We start from the raw sequence: 18,497 nt of genomic DNA, 5'->3' as shown, positions 1-18,497 counted from the left end.
TGGGGGTATTTTGTATGGTTATTAGTCATCGAACAGCGATTGTCACTGGTTCAGGTCGTGGAATTGGACGTGCGATTGCATTGAGACTAGCTCAAGATGGATTGAATGTGGTGATAAACGACGTCAATTTGGATAGCGCCGAATCGGTCGTAAACGAAATTAAGGAACTTGGACGTGAAAGCTTTGCAGTGAAAGCTGATGTAAGTAAAAGAAATGAAGTATTCAATATGGTTGCGCAAGTTGTGGATCATTTTGGACAACTTGATGTTATGGTTTCAAATGCAGGAATTGCCCAAATTAAACCATTGCTTGAAGTAACTCAGGAAGATCTTGAACTGATTTTTAGTATAAATGTAAATGGTGTGCTTTTTTGTCTGCAAGCGGCTGCTGAGCAAATGAAAAAGCAAGAAGGCGGGAAAATTATTAATGCTGCCAGTATAGCTAGTTATAAAGGGTTTAGCCTACTAGGAACTTACTCAGCAACTAAATTTGCCGTTAGAGGCATTACACAAGCGGCAGCACAAGAATTGGCTCAGTTTGGAATTACGGTAAATGCATACTGTCCAGGTATCGTCGGTACACAAATGTGGGATCTTATCGATGAAAAAATGGGGCAATATATGAATCTGGGAAAAGGAGAAGCATTTAAAAAGTTTTCGGATTCTATTACCTTGGGACGACCTGAAACCCCAGAAGATGTTGCGAAGTTTGTATCGTATCTAGCCTCACGAGATTCTGACTATATGACAGGACAATCTATCATGATTGATGGAGGCGTCATTTTTTCATAAAAACAAGCATTATAGGACTAGGAATTACGCATAAATGATTAATAAGTAAGCTTCACGTGAATGATCATGTGAAGCTTTTATTGTGAAGTTTTTGTTAATTGTAATCAAAATATTGTAAGCGTATACATAATCTACTATAATAAAGTGGACCTCGATTAACATCCTTTTTATTACTCCACGGTATTATTTCTCTTGATTGAAAAGACATGCTTTTATTTTTCAAATGAATGTTGAAAATGTTTAAACCAGATGATTAGAGGAGGATTATATGTTATCCACTAGTTGTTATCTACGTACATGGGAACGTTTTATTAGTGAGGGGGTTCTCGATTCAAATCGCTTGGACAAGCGAATTAAGGAATCTTGGCATCGATGTAAAAAAGAACAAGTCAATCCGTATCTAAATAAAGGTAAGCATGTATTAACAAATGATTTATTGAACGTTCAAAGAGAAAAAAACTCCGTACTTCTAGATGTAGCATCGCCCCAATTAACAAGAATGAACCAAGCGATTAAAGAGTCTGGAATGATGGCTTTATTAGTAGACCCTGATGGATATGTTCTTTCACTCTCAGGAAACGAAAAAATTTTGGATGAAGCAGGTAAAATAAATTTTGTGGAAGGCGTACGCTGGACGGAGGGGGAAGTCGGAACAAACGCGATTGGAACCGCTTTGAAAACGGGGGAGGCAGTAATGATTCAAGGAACCGAACATTACTCTATTGCCTCACATAAATGGAGTTGTTCTGCAATGCCTATTTTTAATGAAGATAGAATGTTAATGGGCGTTTTAGATATATCGTGTCCGGTTGAATATTTTCATCCATCTATGCTTGGTATGGTTGCCACTTTGGCGTATACGATAGAACAAGAGATGGCGGTTCGCTCCTATAAAAGAGAGTTGGCACTAACTCAGCAATCTATTGAACTAGCAGAAGCTTATCCAGACCGCCCCTTTATTGTTTGTAATCATAAAGAAATCATCATTTCAGCCAGCAAACAAGTTCGTCAAAAAATTTCTCAATCTATTGGAATGAGACTATCTGATTTTTTAACCTTTGGATACCAAATTGAAAAGGAAACTCCGCTTATTTCTACAGAAGATAAAAGGGTATCAGGAAAGTGTTTATTTTTATCAGAAGGTCATACCCAAAATAGGCTTTTTTCAACTTCTACGCCATCTAAGTTGTTTAATTTCAAGGGTGAAATTGGTATTAGTGAAGCGTTTCAAAACACATTACATAAAGTAAAGCTTGTTGCACCAACCGAAGCTAATGTGTATATATCTGGTGAAACAGGAGTTGGAAAAGAGCTTGTTGCTTTGTCTATTCACGAAAATAGTCCTCGTAAAAAAGGACCGTTTATCACCATAAATTGCGGAGCCATCCCCAAAGATTTAATGGAGAGTGAATTATTTGGTTATGTCGAAGGCGCATTTACAGGGGCTAAGCGTCAAGGGCATAAAGGGAAATTTGAGCAGGCTAATGGAGGGACCATTTTTCTCGATGAAATTGGTGAAATCCCACATGCGATGCAAGTGGCGTTATTGCGTGTACTTCAGGAAAAAAAAATCGTTCCGATTGGTGGTACAAAAAGTATTTCTTTAGACATTCGCATTATTACAGCAACACATCGTAACCTAGCAGAGCTTGTAAATGAAGGATCCTTTCGCCAAGATTTATATTATCGTTTAAATGTTTATCCTGTATTTGTACCACCCTTAAGGGAAAGGAAAGGGGATATTCCGTATCTTGTCCGCTATCTTAGTGAAGTGAATAACTGGTATATTCCATTATCAGAAGAATTATTAAATAGTTTAAAGGGTTACAATTGGCCAGGGAATATAAGAGAACTACAGAATGTTCTGCAACGATTGTCTATCTTGCTTCAAGATGGAGGAGTAGATTATGAACAATTATTAAATTCTATGCATTCACTAGCAATTACGCAGCAAGCGGATTGCCAGTCTCCGAAGGAAATTGATAAAAATTGTATTAAGGGAAATGAACTGACAACCCGAGAAAAAATACAAAGAGATTTAATGCTAGAGGCATTGCAAAGGACACAAGGAAATGTCACCGCAGCTGCAAAATTGATAGATCTCCCTAGAAGTACATTTTACAAGCGGCTTCATAAATATGGTCTATAGCCATGGATGTGTAATTTTCATTGGAATAATAGATTATTTATATTTAACGGAATGCATGAGTATAGAGAGGGGTATGGCATATGAAAACGAGAATTACTGAATTATTAGGAATAGAATATCCAATTATTTGCGGTGGCATGTTTCAAGTTGGCCGAGCTCAGCTTGCTGCTGCAGTAACTGAAGCAGGCGGATTAGGTATCATTACCTCCAAAACACAGGTTACACCCGAAGGCCTTCGTGATGAAGTACGCAAAGTAAAAGCATTAACGAAGAAACCCTTTGCTGTCAACCTGAATCTATTTCCAAGTCAAACTGCTACTCCAAATGAAGACTTTATTGATATTTTAGTAGAGGAAGACGTTAAAATTGTTGAAACCAGTGGCCGAAGTCCTGAGGCTTTAATGCCAAAACTTAAAAAGCATGGTTTTACTGTCATCCATAAGGTTGCAAGTGTCAAAAACGCACTGTCTGCAGAGAAATTGGGAGTCGATGCTGTTGTTATCGTAGGAAATGAAACGGGCGGCCATCCTGGCATGGGGGATGTAGGAACGCTTGTAATGCTCCCTAGAGTGGTTGATTCTGTTAAAATACCTGTACTAGCAGGTGGAGGCTTTTCAGACGGTAGAGGCCTTATTAGTGCATTGGCACTCGGTGCTGAAGGGATTGTTATGGGGACTCGATTTATGGCTACGAAGGAAGCCCCTATTCATGATAACGTGAAGAACTGGATGGTTTCAGCAAATGAGTCGGATACAATCGTTATTCAGCGAAATATAGGAAGTCCTTCGCGTGTAGCGTTAAATACTGTTAGTAAAGAGGTCGACCGACTAGAAAATGAGGGAGCCACTTTAGGAGAATTAATCCCGCTAATAACGGGACAAAGAAGTAAAAGCGTCTACTTTGAAGGTAATTTAGACGGAGGGATCTGGTCATGCGGTCAATCAGTCGGTTTAATTAAGGAAGTCAAAACAGTTGATGAACTTTTAAAACAAATCGTTCATGAAGCTAAAGGTTCGTTGGAATATATCCAAAATCGTGTCGAATCGATTCGAACTTGATCAACAAAGCTTTTCATATAGAATAGGAAAACGCATATGATTTCCTATTCTATTTTTTATTGATGAATAGTATAAGCGACTTATTTAGCAACTCTATATAAAATGATTTCTTTATTTGTCGTTAATATGTGTTATTTAAAAGTAATTATTCTCTACATAGATTACTCAACTAAACCAGGTCATTGATGCTTTACTTCAAGTGAGGTTCTGCTGTAGCAACCTCTTTCTTAAGGAATGAAAGGATCAGGTTAGTTGACGAAAAAAAATATGATAAAATACGGGTTAAAATAAAAATATAAGCTATATGAGTTAGGAGATTTAAGAATGAGCATTACAATTAGGCAGGAACTATCTGAGGATTATAAAATTACTGAAAAAGTTGTAAGAAGTGCATTTGCTAATATGGAGTTTAGTGATAAAAAAGAACATGAATTGGTGTCTCGTATTAGAAAATCCGACGCATTTATTCCAAATTTATCTTTAGTGGCCGTGATTAAAGAAATTGTTGGCCATATTCTTTTATCTAAAATAAAAATTAATAATGACAATCAATTTGCTGAATCACTTGCCCTTGCTCCTGTTTCAGTCTTGCCAGAGTATCAAAATAAAGGTATAGGAAGACTCTTAATTCTTGAAGCATTAAAAAAAGCAAAAGAACTTGAATACAATTCTGTTGTTGTACTAGGGCACCCAGAATATTATCCAAAATTCGGGTTTGAAAAAGCATCTTTATGGGGAATAAAAGCACCTTTCGAAGTACCAGAAGAGGCATTTATGGCATTGGAGTTGCAAGAAAATGCTCTTTATAATATTTCAGGAGTTGTTGAATATCCAAGTGCATTTTTTGAATAAGGGAATACCTAAAAAAGGGTTCAATAAAAGAGTGCGATTCTTAAATAAGAATCGCTTTTTTTATGAACTAACTCGTACGTTAGTAGTATAAGAAGGCGCTGTCCAAAAAAACTGTTATTAAGGTAAAATATTTGTTCATGAGCTAATCTAAAGATATATAATTGTGAATCCTAGCCATACTAATAAAGATTAAAATTTAGTTAGGAGGCAATATTATGGGAAGATCAAACAATCAAAAATCATCTAGCAGAAAAAAATCATTACCTCAAACTCCCAAAAACTTAAAAATAGAACCGGAACGTGTTAATGAAGAGTTTTCTCGTGAGCTAGGTGAAAGTCCGAAAATAAGAGCTACAAGACCTAAATGAAACTAAGATACGGATTGATTACATGCCTTTATTAAATTTTAGTAAAGCAGATACAAAAGGGGCCACAATAAGTGGTCTCTTTTGTATGTTTAAAAATCAACATTAAGGTTTACAAAGCTATATGTTGAAAAGATCATATTGTTTTCATATTCAGTAACTTATTTTACCTTAAAGCTATTAATTATCGCGCATTATGTGAAAGTACTCTCTTATTGCTGAATCTTTGTATTTCGTATCCTTTTCTCGAAATGCTTAGTTGTTTAGTGATTTTTTAGTACATTACAGAATACTTCTTAAAATGACTTAGTAGCTATTTGAGCATGATTGTGTTTAATATAGCGGAAAAGAGACTCAAACTTAATGTTACGTTTAACATTATAAGTCATAATATCTTTATTATGAAATTAAGTTTGATCATATGAAAGCGGATCTACTTTGTTTTTCTCCATCATTATTTCCTTATGTGCTTAATAAGAATGGTTAATTAATTCAGCATTAATCTACCTAAGAGCGGATCTAATATTTGATCAAAATGTTTGATATTTATTAACATATTTCTGAAAGTTATTTATGCTAACCGTTACTCTAACAGCTTTCCAAACACAACTTTGTTTAAGTAGCATTAGTAATAAACAGTTAACTAATAATAAAACATATTAACGGTATTATGAGAATTATGTGGGTAGAGAGAGAAGACTATCTTATTATTTCTTAAAAATTGGTAAGCGGAACTTATGATATTTCAGGTTGTTAATTAAACAACTGCATAATTTTTGATGGATTTATTCAATTCAATAAGGAATTTCCGTTTTTGACGTATATAAATTATTTTAATATAACTTTTTCGAAGTGTTAACCCGAAATATTTCTCATTTTGCTGATATTTATATATATCAGAATAATAAATTCGTCATTTTAATTCTTTTTGATCTTTAACGTTGAAGGATACCAAGTACAGAGCAAAATATTTACTGAATTTGTAAGAGCTTTTATGTAAACAAATCGTGAGGAAACATTCTGATAATTAATGCTGGATTTAATTTGGGAGAAATCCTAAATAAACTACGAATGAAATATTAGATCCTGGTTAAAATAAAGATTGAAAATCATTTATGTACGTAGCCAGAAGAAATTAGCAGATAATTATAGAATTAAGTAAAAGTAAAGTAAATTAAATTACATAAGAATTGAACTTTCTGTGAAATTAGTAAGAACCGCAATAATGAAAAATAAAAAACACATTATAATGCTGAGATTCTAAATCAATTTTTTAACGAAATTATGATAAATGTAATTTCTAAGATTAATAAATAAAACAGATTATAAATAATAAAAATCTGACTTTCGTCTCACTTTGTTAAGTATTCTTAAGATATGAGACAAAATTAACAATTAATATACAACTTCCTATAATATATATTATGTAAACTAGAAAAATTTATAATTAAATTGGGGTTATCCCCTGATGACTAATGTTATAAATGTGTTATCTTTTCGTTCTAATATTTTAGATCATTCTTTAAGTGTTAAAAACAACTAACTTCTCGTTCCGTAGTTACCTAGTGTCATCTTGTTAAGCGATTTAGTGATACTTTGTAATGGCTTACGGATTCTTTCCGCGACCCAATAGCTGTAAAGAATAATGATAAATAGACTCAATACGATTGTGCCATAAAAATATGCTTTAACATTTACAAATTCTTTAGACTTATTCGTATTATTTGGCGAAGTTAAAAAGTCACTTATGGTGACTACTTTATCCATTGGAGCCTTCAAGACTAAATAAATCACTTCTTCCTTACTATCTAGAATTACAATTAAAGCATAATACGTTTGGACTGAATGATTGCTGAGTAATTGACAAACTCGTCGATATACTGCTAATTTTAGTTGCTGGTGTCCATAAACTTTGATAACTCTTCTTTCCGAATTCAGCTCTTCTAACCATCCCCCTTTTCTTTCTAATTCTTTAAACTGTGAGTTAGTTTCCTTTTCCTTAGGACTCACATCAATATGTGAAAATCTATTTTTGCTGTTTATACCTTATTAACAATTCTTTGCTATCCAATTCAATACAATGATTCTAATCTTTATTTTGTTATCCCTTTTAACCAAAATCAACTACCACAATCTGGTAGTTGATTTTTGGTAATACTCTGTTTGATTCCCTATCTGAAGATTCGTTACCAGTTGATAGATTCCCCACCAAGTAACATTTGTAAAGTGGTTGCTCCGACATTATTCATGAATTGATCCGCCTCATTTGTGAACACTGAAGGGCTGAACTAACTCAAATAGTGTTTTAACGCAGGAAATGAGTCTCACTGCGCCTTATAATAATTTTGCGTTAATATTATATCTCTTTTTTCTTTGTTAAAAATAATGTAATAAATATGGCTATACCAGCTACTGTGATAATGCTAAATGCATCATGCATGCCTAATACGTTTGCATGTCGAAAGGCTTCCTCTTTTGGTAGTTTTTCTTGCAACTTAGGTAGATAAGATTGACTTTGAGTAGTCATAATTGTAGTCAGTAGTGCTGTTCCAATTGAGCCTGACAACATTCGAACAGTGTTAGAGGCGGCTGCACCATGTTTACTCATTGCGGGAGGTAATTGATTTAACCCGAATGTCATGGCCGTCATCATCATCAAGGAGATACCAAACATAAAGGATGTGTATGTTACCGATACAACAACTAAACTGGAATCTGTACTTAATGTTGTATAAAAATAAGACATAACAACCACTAATGTCATTCCTATAAAGACAAGAGGTCTAATGCCATATTTGTCTAAAATGGAACCCGCGATTGGAGACATGATTCCCATAATAATTGCACCAGGTAAGAGTACAAGTCCCGTCTGCAGAGTTGAGTGACCTAAAATGTGCTGAACATAGACAGGTGTTAATAGTTCCACACTGTACATAGCTAAAGCAACGAAAGATACGATTCCAATTGTGATTAAATACTGTTTATTTGTGAATACCCGTAAATTCAACATAGGGTAGTCAGCTGTTAATTGACGCCAAATAAAAAGACCAATAAAAATAATACCTATGATCAATGTAACTATAATAGAAGTGGAATCCCAACCTTGATTCCCAGCCATGGAGAATCCATATAGTAGAGAACCAAAACCAATCGTTGATGTCACTACGCCTGAAAGATCAAATTTAGGGTTAGTTTTTTCAGTTACATTTTGTAAAAAGAAGAATGCCATTACAATGTTAATAACTGCGATTGGAATAACAATATAAAACAGCATTCGCCAAGAATAATGTTGCAAGATCCAGCCAGAAAGTGTGGGCCCAAGCGCAGGTGCGAAAGTCATCGCAATACCTACCATACCCATGGCCTTCCCTCGTTGATTTGGTGGATAGAGAGTAAAAATGACAGTTTGTACGAGAGGCATCATAATCCCGCCTGCTATTGCTTGTATTAAACGACCAGTAAGTAATAAGGTAAAGTTAGGAGAAAATGCACTAAGTATCGTCCCTGTCGCAAAAATGAGTAAGGCACCTAAAAATAACTGTCTGGTCGAAAATTTACCGATTAGGTATGCAGTTATTGGTATGACAATCCCGTTCACCATTATGAAGCCGGTTACTAACCATTGTGCCGTACTTAGTTCGATTTGAAAGACCTCACTTAACTCAGGTATTGCGACGTTTAATAACGTTTGATTGAGCAACGACGTGAAGGATCCTAAAACTAAAATGGTTAGCATCACCCTTTTCTCTTTTCCGCTCAAAGTAAAATTTATTTTGTTCTGTATCATAAAATAACACCTCTCTAGTTGTTTTAACAACTATATGAATATTGATTACAAAGCTTATAAGTAATATAATAATATTATATAGTTGCACCCGCAACTAAAACGCTTAGTTGAAAACGTTATAAGGTGTTAATCAGGACTTTTCGAGTATACTTAATGAAAAAACTGGAGGTTAGGATATATGGATAGTGAGCATAATAAATCAATTGGACGATTAATTTCACTCCTTAATAAATATGGGAATGTATACATGAATGAAAAATTGAAAGACTATAATCTAGGAGCAGGTCAATATCAATTTTTAATGGTACTTTATCAAAATGAAGGTCTGTCACAGGATGAAGTAGCAAGTATTTTAAAGATGGATAAAGGCACTACAGCTCGAGCTATTGCAAAATTAGAATCTGAAGGATATGTGGAACGTAAAGTTTTTAATACGGATAAACGTGTAAAAAAACTGTACCTCACAATCAAGGCACATGAATTTGAGAAGGAAATTCGATCAATTTTGACAAATTGGAAGATGGTTCTTGCGAATGGGTTAAGTACAGAAGAACAAAATATTACATTAGTCTTACTAAATCAGATAGCCCTAAATGCTGAGGAGTATTTGGATTGTAAACATTAATCCGAAGTAAGTCTTTTATTAATGTCGAGAGCATATTAAACTTGTATAAAACAAAGAGACGAACTAAACGATTATCCCTTAACGATCAAGTTCGTCTCCATAGTTTCAATAGAACGATTTTACAACGTAAACTGCTTTTAAAGTACCTTAACTATTGTTGTAACGTCTTTTTTGCCAAATTAAGGAAAATACTTTTATTTCACAACTTACTTATCAAGATTTTCAGAATTCTATTTTCAAATTTACTTTGGACTCCAATACATTAAGGCTGCATGAAATGGATATTCATACTCATATTTCCCCTCTTTTTCTACCACATATTTATCAAGAATGGTTTTCACCTCATGGTCAGAATAATGCTGATCCAGAATTTTTGTAGTATTATCGCGAATCATTTCCTCATAAGAAGAATAGATTTTTTTGCTTTTTAACTTCACGATCTTACAGTCGGCTAGTATTCCAAGTTGATACAATACATTCAAAATGTGTATGTAATCTCGTTTTCTCAAATTGATTGTATATCCTCGTTGTTTCAATTCCATGTAATGCGGCTTTTCTGGACCTGTTGTCATACCTACAATTACTAATCGGGATGCTGCCTCATTCATTTTTAATAAGGTTTCTCCAATATCATTCATGCGATAGTAACAATTAAACCCAAACACTACATCATACTTCTCTCTTTTTTTCTCACATTCCCACTTATTATGTATCAATTCCATGTTCTCGAGACCTTTTTCATTTGCCTGAGATGCCAAAAAACTGATAATGCTTTTTGAACTATCTATACAAGTTAACTTCCTAACTTCTTCAGCAATAGCGAAGGTATAATTGCCCCACCCAGGACCGATTTCTAAAACATGATCATCTTGATTTAATAATGTTAGTAGCTCTTGTTGCACAAGTTTTGCATAAGGATCCTCTTTATGTTGTTTTTTCCCTTCAACCCTCGAAGACCAAAAAGCTTCTTCTGCTGCATCATCATTTAGCCTTTTCGGTATATTTCCAGTATGATCTACCATGGCTTGTCTCCAAAGTTCAATATAATCAAAATTATCTGTCTTCATCTTTTCTCTCCTCAAATAATATAATTTATGTATAATATTTTCTTAAACTATTCTACCCCATGGTTGCAAAAGAAAAAGAGCTGCAAATCAGCTCCTGATAATGAACAAAGCCTTTTTCTATAATGATTTTTCAACAGATTAGCATTCGTCATTCTTAACTTCGTTCAATGCTTTGTGTAATGACTCACTGTTACTTTTAAGGATTTCTATCACCCTATTTTATAGGTACTTATTCTAATAATACAATAAGATTATTCAAACAGAATGAAGTAATGTTTACATTACTTGTGAAAAAGGGATTGAGACGTTCAGAAATCGTGTCTTTTACGTGAGAACAAGTCGATCTAAAGAATAAAACGATAAGAATGTAAGGGAAACGCTGCCGCTTCTCCCGCTCTATTAAAATTATTAAAGGTTTACACGTTTTTAAAATGCTGTTGGATATAAAAATTCACTTTATCAGGCACTTCGATTTGGATGAAATGCCCTGCATTTTGAATGATGTGAACCTGTGCATGTGGTAAGCCTTCTTTCTGGAGCTTGTAGGCAAATTCAAAAGGGATATAAGGATCCTTCTCCCCCCAAATTATGGTGACAGGTATTTTGATCTGGTTTAGTTTTTGATTGTACGATTTAACCTTTTCTATATTTCCTGACCGGTATAGATCTAAGATGACTTTACCTGATTCGGGAGTTCTAAAGACACGATAGAAGTCTTCCAGAGTTTCGTCAACTATGTTCGGAATCGAATTCTTCATGTCAGTTTGAAATTGGGAATCATCTGACATGCGCTTCATTATTTTTTCTCCGACATTTGGTGTTCTCCAAATCTGAGCAAGTGAGTGCCACTTGTAATCTCCTGATATGGTTGTATTTGAAACAAAGAGACTTAGTATTCTCTCTGGATGATCACATGCCCATTTAAGTCCAATAAGTCCGCCCCAGTCATGTACAATCAGATGGAATTTAGCTAGTTTTAGTTCCCTCGTAAAATCCGAGACAAACTGTTCATATCTCTCCCATGTTGAGGATTCATCAAACCGTTCACTTTCGCCGAATCCAGGGAGATCCGGTGCAATGGTTCTAAATCCACAAGACACAAGGCAAGGAATCATTTCCTTCCACAAAAGGCTGGACTCAGGTACCCCGTGCAATAAAAGAACAGGGGGGTCATTAACATTGCCCTTCTCAATATAAGATATTTTCTTTCCATTTATTATCATATTTTTCTTTTCCACTTTAATCTACCTCCTGAAAAAAGTATGGTGAAACCTTATTAGCATAAAATCAGGTCATAGTTACTGGACTGTAGAAAGGGGATTTCTTTGGAAACAGACTATTGATAAAATACTGAATTGACTATACAGAGAGACTCAATGAAATTTCTACCAATCTCCCTCTCTCATTTCTATGTTTAACTGCGATTTAATGCTTGTGTTTTTTTATACAATGCTTATTTAAAAATGCATTCTCAGGGATTTTTTTATGATTAGTCTTTATTAATTCATGCATCTCCAATATATATTAGGTTTATATTGATTTCGAAATGTTTCCACATCAAGAATACTTGCAATGCAAAAAAATTTTATTTACATATGACAAATAAAAAAAAGGTAAAGCATAAAAATCAGGCCTCACCTCTGAAATGATTAAAACCTATATTTCTCTCAAGATATCAAAGCTAATTCATTTTACCTTGTTGTTCCGCTCTTTAATATACTGATCTAATTCTTTACGGGTATTTCATCTAATTTATTTAATACCTTAAAGATAATTCATTTATCTCCCGTACCTTTTGTATCAAGGATTCTCTATATTAGCATTTTTAGCAGATGACACTTATCTAGGATTAAGGTATTACCTTTATAAATGAATTTAGACATCTGTGGACTTTTGCTGAGTGAAGAAAAATATGAAAATGATAATGGGAAGGGCTATTAGAAATGCATTGTTTCTAGAACTTTTCACTGTAGGAATATCTGTTAAAGACATTTTACTCATTCCCTCTTATATTAGTTAATAATTCTGGTGGTACGATATAATGCTTAGTTATGATTGTATTAAACAAGTTATAATCTTCAATTGGCAGTGCCGGAACAACTTCAGGATAACCAAAAATAGGACCTGAAACATTAATTGTAAACTCACCAGACGAAACAAATAAGCCAGTCACATGTATTACATCATTGATTAATAATATAGCTATAATGATGTCCAGTATATCGATAAAAAGGTTTCCTTCTTGCGAGTGGTCCTTCCCTTCTAAACGATGTCCTCCAAAAAGAGGACCACCTAATGAGAGACTAAATCTGCCTGGTCTTACAAATATGCCAATGATTGTGATTTGCCCGGTTAATAATAGGATTGCTGAAGTAATTTCGATACTACGTTGAAAGGAGTGAATTACTTTTTTATTTGTATCAAATTCACAGGTCTCATTCAATATCATCACTCCCTATGTAGGCATTTTATTCAGATAAACTGACAAACGTCACTTAATTGATTGATTTTTTATATTGTTTATTACTGAACGTATTGATTCTTCAATTTCTTTATATCCGGTGCAACGACAAATATTCGAAGAAAGCCATGTTTTAATCTTTTCAGGACTAGGATTGTTGTCATTAAGGAGTAATGCCTGACAAATCAATATAAATCCTGATGTACAATACCCGCATTGAAAAGCAAAATGCTCCACAAATGCTCTTTGAATGGGTGTATCCTTGAGACCTTCAATTGTAAGGATTTCTGTATCAATTGCCTCAATAGCTAACATTAAACAGGATTTTATTGGCTGATTATTCAATATCACAGTACAAGCCCCGCAGTCCCCATTTAAACACCCAGGTTTAGCTCCAGTAAGTCCGATTTTATCTCGGAGTACATCAAGCAATATATCTGAAGCCAGTATATCTATCTCGTACCATTCTTTATTTATTTCTAAATTAATTGTGATTCTTTGATTTGTGGGGTACCTATTCAAGTTCTTCACCACCTAAATATGACAAAATATTAGATAGGGTATTTTCTAAAACAAATAATCGATATCCATCTGATCCTTCTATATCGTTTAATATAGGACTTGGTAAATACTCAAAAGAAGCTAAAACTCGATCCTTATAAGATAATTTCTTGTCATTTAGTATTTTTTCCATTGGAATTGAACGAAATGGATATGGGCATACCCCACTGAATGCAAATCTAATAATCCCGTCTTTTTTTAAAGCGGCAACTGTTAAAAGTGGGTATCCCGTGTCCCACTGCTTACGTTTCTTTACACTTAGGTATGGTGCTTTTAGATTTTCTTTTTCTGTCCCAATTTGAACTAGAAATTCCCCTTCGTCAAGGCGTAACTCTTTATTGAAAATCTCGTTAATTAATAATTTTTTTACTCCGCTTGGTCCTGCAATAATAACAGTACTATCTGATAATAAAAATGGCAGTACAGCCTCCCTATAAAAAATTTGTCCACATATATTTCCACCTATAGTAATTGAATTTCTTGATGAATAATCCGCAACCTCTTTTGAAGTATTCGTTAATAAAGGGAACACCTTGTTTTCTTCAAATACACTTAAACTCAATGTTGAACCAATGATTAGTTCATTGTTTTGAAAGCCGAATTCCTTACATTCAGGAATACCCTTTAAATCAATAATCACATCGGTATATATATAATTCAGACGTCCTAATGTTAAAATTTCTGTTCCTCCACCATAGTACAAAGGTTTTTTATTTTGTGATTTTGATGTTTGGTATTGTTCTATCGCTTCTTTTATGGATTTTGGTTTATAGTATTCGAAATTGTAAGATAACATCAGAGTCTACTCCCTTTCTTCCCTCTCCAAATAAGTTCAGGGATTAAAGGCAACTGGTTTAATGGTATTCCAGCAGCAAGAGATAAACAGTTACCGAGAGCAGCTGGCATGCCAAGAAGACCATGTTCTCCAAGGCCCCTAGCGCCATATGGAGCATCTAATTGTGGGGTATTTACAAATTCACAAATATATTCAGGATTTTCTCCATATCTTAACGGTCTATAGGTTCTAAATTGAGGATTCAACACCCTTCCAAAGTTATCAAAGTAGAACGTTTCACGTCCGCCAAAAGCTAAGCCCATGCTCATTGCACCCATTATTTGTCCTTCTGCAGTTTTTTGATTCAGTACCCTTCCTGCATCAATGACAGATATTGCCCTGACTATCTTGTAAGTATATTCATTTATGTCATACTCTACTTCAACCCCTTGTGCACCAACTGTCCATTCAGGTCCTGGCTTGCCTGCACCTGTTTCGGGGTCTAAATTTGTTATGTGTGGAATGGTATATTGTCCTCTACCGATTATTTGTCCTCCTATTGCACTTCCATCAGGATATTTATATCCATAAACTAGCTGATTGAATGGTATTCCAATTTCTGGATCACCCCTTAGATATACCCTTTCTTGACCTAGGTCGATGTCTTCAACTGGGGCTCTTAACACAATGGAAGCAAGTTGCTTTATTTGTAATAGAGCATCTTCGGCAGCTTGAATCGCTGCCCTCCCTGCCATTAATGTCGCACGACTTGCTACAGTTTTCCAATGTTCTGGAGTACTCTGTGTATTTACCTCCATCTGAACTTTTACATGATCAATATCCATCTTCAATTTTTCAGATACAATCTGTGCTAATACCGTTTTCGTTCCTGTACCGATTTCTATTACTCCTGATATGACGTTTACACTTCCATCAGGATTAAAGGTTAAAATGACACCTGAGCCAGCGTTGGTATCAATCGTAGAAGTTTTCCATACACAAGCTATCCCTTTTGCCCTTATTGTATTGTCGTTTATTTTAACTAGCTGGCCCTCTTCCCAATTCATTTTTTTCTTAAGCTCACTTATACATTTAGGGAGATTACCTACCGTGCTAGAATTCAATTGAACCTGGGTTGGAGTGGAATTACCTGGGAGTATCGCATTTATTTCACGAAGTTCAAGTGGATCTATTCCAAGCTTTTTGGAAAGGGAATCCATAGTCCGCTCAAATGCAAACAAAACTTCTGAATGCGCAAAGCCACGATAAGGTGAGGCATATGGATGGTTCGTATACATACAAAGAGAATCGCACCAAATATTTTCTATATTGTAAGGACCAGTGCAATCAACTGCTCCAGCACGACTCAGGTCTGTAGCCTTGTCAGCATATGCTCCTCCGTCCCAAAGATAAGTCATTTCCGCAATTTTAAGCAAACCAGATTTTGTACATCCTAATTTCACTGTCGCATCTAATCCTATATGACATGGTGATGTCAAAATATCCTCTTCACGACTATTTTCAACTTTTACTAGCCTTCCATTAACAGCCTTTGATGCAATATAGGCTAATAGTTCAAGTTGTACCGAGGCTTTACCACCAAAAGCACCTCCAACTAGAGGTGTGTTTACAATAACATTTCCAATTTCAACACCAAAATAATCACTTATTAAACGCTTGATCATAAATGGTGCTTGAGAAGAAGAACTTATCACAACTTTATTATCTGCCCGAATTTCTGCCAAGGAACATCTTGTTTCCATAGCAACATGATCTGAAGGGGAAAAAGAAAACTTTTCCTCGACAATAATATCGCTCTCTTGCCAACCTTTTTTTATATCACCTTTTCGGATTTTGGTTCGATTTGCTATATTTGTACCTGGCTCAGGAAATACCTCGGATATTTTTTTATAGGTATCTAAATCTGGGTGGATTAAAGGATATTTAGGATTTATGGCATCCATTGGTGAATTGATAACAGGTAAAGGTTCATAAATAACTTGAATACTGTCTGCTGCAAATTTTGCTTGTTTGGGTGTATCAGCAACAACAAGTGCGACAACTTCTCCATGATAGCGGACTTTATCTTGAGCTATGGGGTACCGATCCCTGATCTCTTCTCCTGTTAGCGGTAAATTCCCGCCAGTTATGATTGCACGAACTCCAGCAACTTTTTCAGCCTTGGTTATGTCAATATTTTTAATATTGGCATGTCCATAAGGACTAATTACCTTTTTAACATGAAGGATTTTTGTTTCTTTATGGTCACCGGTGTAAATGGCTTGTCCTGTCACCTTATCCCATGCATCTTTACGAGTTACACCTTTTCCGATAATATCCATATTGAATCCCCTCGTTATCATTATTATTCTTGGTTAATTGTTACAAATATCAATTTTCTAAAATAAGTAATCTAATATATCATCAATGTAAGCAAATAGATTTCCCGCTAAAAAAGGCACAAGTATTCCTGTGCTCTCTATAACTTCAGAATATGTTTTGCCTCTTGGTTTCCTTGTATATTGTTAATTTCAGAAAAAGATATTTTTGTCTCTAAGTATTGGAGGTTGTAAACAGCCTTGAAAACTAGAAGCAACTAAGGAGTAGATAGGTTCTTTTTGAATACTTCGATGATGGTAGCCACCATTACAGCAAATACTAAAAAGGGTTTTTCGTGTTATGTAATTAACATCTATATCTTTGGACACAAATATATGTATTATTAACTTTATGTTGAGTTATAAAGAAAATGTGTTTTTAGAGGGAATTAATAAATAATTCATTATATATACAATGAAATGTACAAAGTGTTTGGAGGGCATTATGGAGATTGAAAGGTATCCCATTAGAAGACCCTTTTGCTTTATGGCTTCATCTATATTGTGTTTCTCAGCTTATGCTTTGTAAGACAACACCTAATATGGAATATGATTAATTATTAACAAATTCAATATTGAGTGAATCAGAAGAGCATAACTTTTGTGATTTTTAATGTATTGATATTTAAACATAAGAAAAAGGAGCAAAACAATGCTCCTTTTTCTTATGTTATTAAACTAAAACGCTAATAGTTGAATGTGTAACTTACTTTATATTCTTTAAAATAAAATTGTGACATTTAATATTTACTTTTTCGATAAGGCTGTCCATGTGTTTTCAAGCCAATTATCGAAGTCCGCTCCCTTTTCACCTTCGTAAGTATCATAAATGTCCATTCTCATTTTCTTTAACTTCTCTTTGAATTCTTTAAACGTATGATCTTCAGGTAAGCTCTTCTTAATTCTTAACAGGATTTTTCGTAATCCCTTAATCAATTCTCCTTTTTTCCTTGAAGGTAATTGAACATCTTCACCGAATGCTTTAAGTTTACGGTAAGCGGCCTCTTGAATCTTATACACAGCATCGTTATTCATTATATGTGTAAGTACATCGATAACTTGTTTATTTTTGAACTGACCTAACTCTTCAATCGCATCTAAACGTTCTCTCCAATTCGATGTACGATTGGCAGATTTTTTTAATTCCTCATAATTTGCAGGTAGCTCAATTTTTTTTGCTTCTTTATTATTCAAACGAATCATTTCTCCTTCTGTCTTTATGTAAACCCGATACTACAAATATCCTTTTTACTAAGAAATTTATTCTTACATTTCTTATTATACCCTTTTCCATATGTTAATATAGTAAAATTTCAAGGCCTTATGATTAGTAATATCAATTAATGGTTTTAATCAATCGAACTAAAAGGGGTCATCGAGGCGGCTCACCCTAGCTTTCGATATAATGGAGCTAATAAAATGGTATAGAGCCATCCGCTTCTGTTCAACAACCCTTAAACTGCATATTTTGTATATAAGTTCTCCTTAGATTTTTTACCAGCACATTTCGAGCAACTGATAATGCCATCTACCGGGTCAGACAGCTATAGTATGTATTGAAATCAATCATATAATTTAGTAGCATATGCTTTAAGAATTGAGCATGAAATAGATTATTATGGATTAAC

15 protein-coding genes are annotated in these 18,497 nt (G+C 34.4%); 6 read left to right on the top strand and 9 right to left on the bottom strand.

All coding sequences use genetic code 11. The annotated features are described in order from the left end of the window. Nucleotides 1-14: 14 nt before the first annotated feature. The 5 genes from NST21_RS14215 to NST21_RS14195 all read left to right on the top strand — a co-directional run bounded on the left by NST21_RS14215 (nt 15) and on the right by NST21_RS14195 (nt 5,218). Nucleotides 15-791, top strand: coding sequence for an acetoin reductase (locus NST21_RS14215; RefSeq protein ID WP_340889726.1), 777 nt, complete (start codon nt 15-17; stop codon nt 789-791). A 268-nt stretch (nt 792-1,059) separates the two neighbouring features. Further along, the gene (locus NST21_RS14210; RefSeq protein ID WP_340889725.1) at nt 1,060-2,940 is read left to right on the top strand and encodes a sigma-54-dependent Fis family transcriptional regulator; all 1,881 of its coding nucleotides are present in this window, start codon (nt 1,060-1,062) and stop codon (nt 2,938-2,940) included. Nucleotides 2,941-3,020: 80 nt separating this feature from the next. Further along, nucleotides 3,021-3,998, top strand: a complete 978-nt coding sequence (locus tag NST21_RS14205; protein ID WP_056522828.1) for an NAD(P)H-dependent flavin oxidoreductase — start codon at nt 3,021-3,023, stop codon at nt 3,996-3,998. A 324-nt stretch (nt 3,999-4,322) separates the two neighbouring features. Further along, nucleotides 4,323-4,850, top strand: coding sequence for a GNAT family N-acetyltransferase (locus tag NST21_RS14200; protein ID WP_340889724.1), 528 nt, complete (start codon nt 4,323-4,325; stop codon nt 4,848-4,850). Nucleotides 4,851-5,065: 215 nt separating this feature from the next. Then, the gene (locus NST21_RS14195; RefSeq protein WP_152952274.1) at nt 5,066-5,218 is read left to right on the top strand and encodes a YfhD family protein; all 153 of its coding nucleotides are present in this window, start codon (nt 5,066-5,068) and stop codon (nt 5,216-5,218) included. 1,536 nt (nt 5,219-6,754) lie between these two features. Here the strand turns inward: NST21_RS14195 and NST21_RS14190 are convergent. Continuing rightward, a complete protein-coding gene (locus NST21_RS14190; RefSeq protein ID WP_340889719.1) occupies nt 6,755-7,225 on the bottom strand; it encodes a hypothetical protein in 471 nt (156 codons plus the stop codon). Nucleotides 7,226-7,571: 346 nt separating this feature from the next. After that, complete coding sequence (locus NST21_RS14185; RefSeq protein ID WP_340889718.1) at nt 7,572-9,002, bottom strand: DHA2 family efflux MFS transporter permease subunit; 1,431 nt, start codon at nt 9,000-9,002, stop codon at nt 7,572-7,574. 178 nt (nt 9,003-9,180) lie between these two features. Here NST21_RS14185 and NST21_RS14180 point away from each other — a divergent pair, with 178 nt between their 5' ends. Next, complete coding sequence (locus tag NST21_RS14180) at nt 9,181-9,627, top strand: MarR family winged helix-turn-helix transcriptional regulator (RefSeq protein ID WP_053346085.1); 447 nt, start codon at nt 9,181-9,183, stop codon at nt 9,625-9,627. A gap of 242 nt (nt 9,628-9,869) precedes the next feature. On the opposite strand, the gene NST21_RS14175 is transcribed toward NST21_RS14180, so the two are convergent. The 7 genes from NST21_RS14175 to NST21_RS14145 all read right to left on the bottom strand — a co-directional run bounded on the left by NST21_RS14175 (nt 9,870) and on the right by NST21_RS14145 (nt 18,063). Then, nucleotides 9,870-10,694, bottom strand: a complete 825-nt coding sequence (locus NST21_RS14175) for a class I SAM-dependent methyltransferase (RefSeq protein WP_340889717.1) — start codon at nt 10,692-10,694, stop codon at nt 9,870-9,872. A gap of 416 nt (nt 10,695-11,110) precedes the next feature. Further along, complete coding sequence (locus NST21_RS14170) at nt 11,111-11,932, bottom strand: alpha/beta fold hydrolase (protein WP_340889715.1); 822 nt, start codon at nt 11,930-11,932, stop codon at nt 11,111-11,113. Between the two features lie 755 nt (nt 11,933-12,687). Beyond that, nucleotides 12,688-13,143 carry a hypothetical protein gene (locus NST21_RS14165; protein ID WP_377426858.1) on the bottom strand — a complete coding sequence of 152 codons (456 nt, stop codon included), beginning with the start codon at nt 13,141-13,143 and terminating at the stop codon, nt 12,688-12,690. 42 nt (nt 13,144-13,185) lie between these two features. After that, nucleotides 13,186-13,677 (bottom strand): (2Fe-2S)-binding protein, encoded by a 492-nt coding sequence (locus tag NST21_RS14160; protein ID WP_340889713.1) that lies wholly within the window; start codon nt 13,675-13,677, stop codon nt 13,186-13,188. After that, nucleotides 13,670-14,512 carry an FAD binding domain-containing protein gene (locus NST21_RS14155; RefSeq protein ID WP_340889712.1) on the bottom strand — a complete coding sequence of 281 codons (843 nt, stop codon included), beginning with the start codon at nt 14,510-14,512 and terminating at the stop codon, nt 13,670-13,672. Before NST21_RS14155 ends, NST21_RS14160 begins: the two co-directional genes overlap by 8 nt. Next, complete coding sequence (locus tag NST21_RS14150; protein ID WP_340889711.1) at nt 14,512-16,833, bottom strand: xanthine dehydrogenase family protein molybdopterin-binding subunit; 2,322 nt, start codon at nt 16,831-16,833, stop codon at nt 14,512-14,514. The genes NST21_RS14155 and NST21_RS14150 overlap by 1 nt, the downstream gene beginning before the upstream one ends. 783 nt (nt 16,834-17,616) lie before the next feature. After that, nucleotides 17,617-18,063 (bottom strand): HEAT repeat domain-containing protein, encoded by a 447-nt coding sequence (locus NST21_RS14145; protein WP_200949354.1) that lies wholly within the window; start codon nt 18,061-18,063, stop codon nt 17,617-17,619. Nucleotides 18,064-18,497 lie beyond the last annotated feature (434 nt).

Source organism: Peribacillus sp. FSL K6-1552, from assembly GCF_038005205.1.
In the GTDB taxonomy this organism is placed as follows: domain Bacteria; phylum Bacillota; class Bacilli; order Bacillales; family DSM-1321; genus Peribacillus; species Peribacillus butanolivorans.
Note: the sequence above shows the minus strand (reverse complement) of the source record. Positions and strands in the feature narration are given on the sequence as shown.

What these genes read in the sequence shown, in the direction of transcription:
- NST21_RS14205 (WP_056522828.1), top strand. Translation starts at nt 3,021, where the DNA reads ATGAAAACGAGAATTACTGAATTATTAGGAATAGAATATCCAATTATT.
- NST21_RS14150 (WP_340889711.1), bottom strand. Translation starts at nt 16,833, where the DNA reads ATGGATATTATCGGAAAAGGTGTAACTCGTAAAGATGCATGGGATAAG.
- NST21_RS14195 (WP_152952274.1), top strand. Translation starts at nt 5,066, where the DNA reads ATGGGAAGATCAAACAATCAAAAATCATCTAGCAGAAAAAAATCATTA.
- NST21_RS14215 (WP_340889726.1), top strand. Translation starts at nt 15, where the DNA reads ATGGTTATTAGTCATCGAACAGCGATTGTCACTGGTTCAGGTCGTGGA.
- NST21_RS14175 (WP_340889717.1), bottom strand. Translation starts at nt 10,694, where the DNA reads ATGAAGACAGATAATTTTGATTATATTGAACTTTGGAGACAAGCCATG.
- NST21_RS14210 (WP_340889725.1), top strand. Translation starts at nt 1,060, where the DNA reads ATGTTATCCACTAGTTGTTATCTACGTACATGGGAACGTTTTATTAGT.
- NST21_RS14180 (WP_053346085.1), top strand. Translation starts at nt 9,181, where the DNA reads ATGGATAGTGAGCATAATAAATCAATTGGACGATTAATTTCACTCCTT.
- NST21_RS14165 (WP_377426858.1), bottom strand. Translation starts at nt 13,143, where the DNA reads ATGATATTGAATGAGACCTGTGAATTTGATACAAATAAAAAAGTAATT.
- NST21_RS14200 (WP_340889724.1), top strand. Translation starts at nt 4,323, where the DNA reads ATGAGCATTACAATTAGGCAGGAACTATCTGAGGATTATAAAATTACT.
- NST21_RS14155 (WP_340889712.1), bottom strand. Translation starts at nt 14,512, where the DNA reads ATGTTATCTTACAATTTCGAATACTATAAACCAAAATCCATAAAAGAA.
- NST21_RS14185 (WP_340889718.1), bottom strand. Translation starts at nt 9,002, where the DNA reads ATGATACAGAACAAAATAAATTTTACTTTGAGCGGAAAAGAGAAAAGG.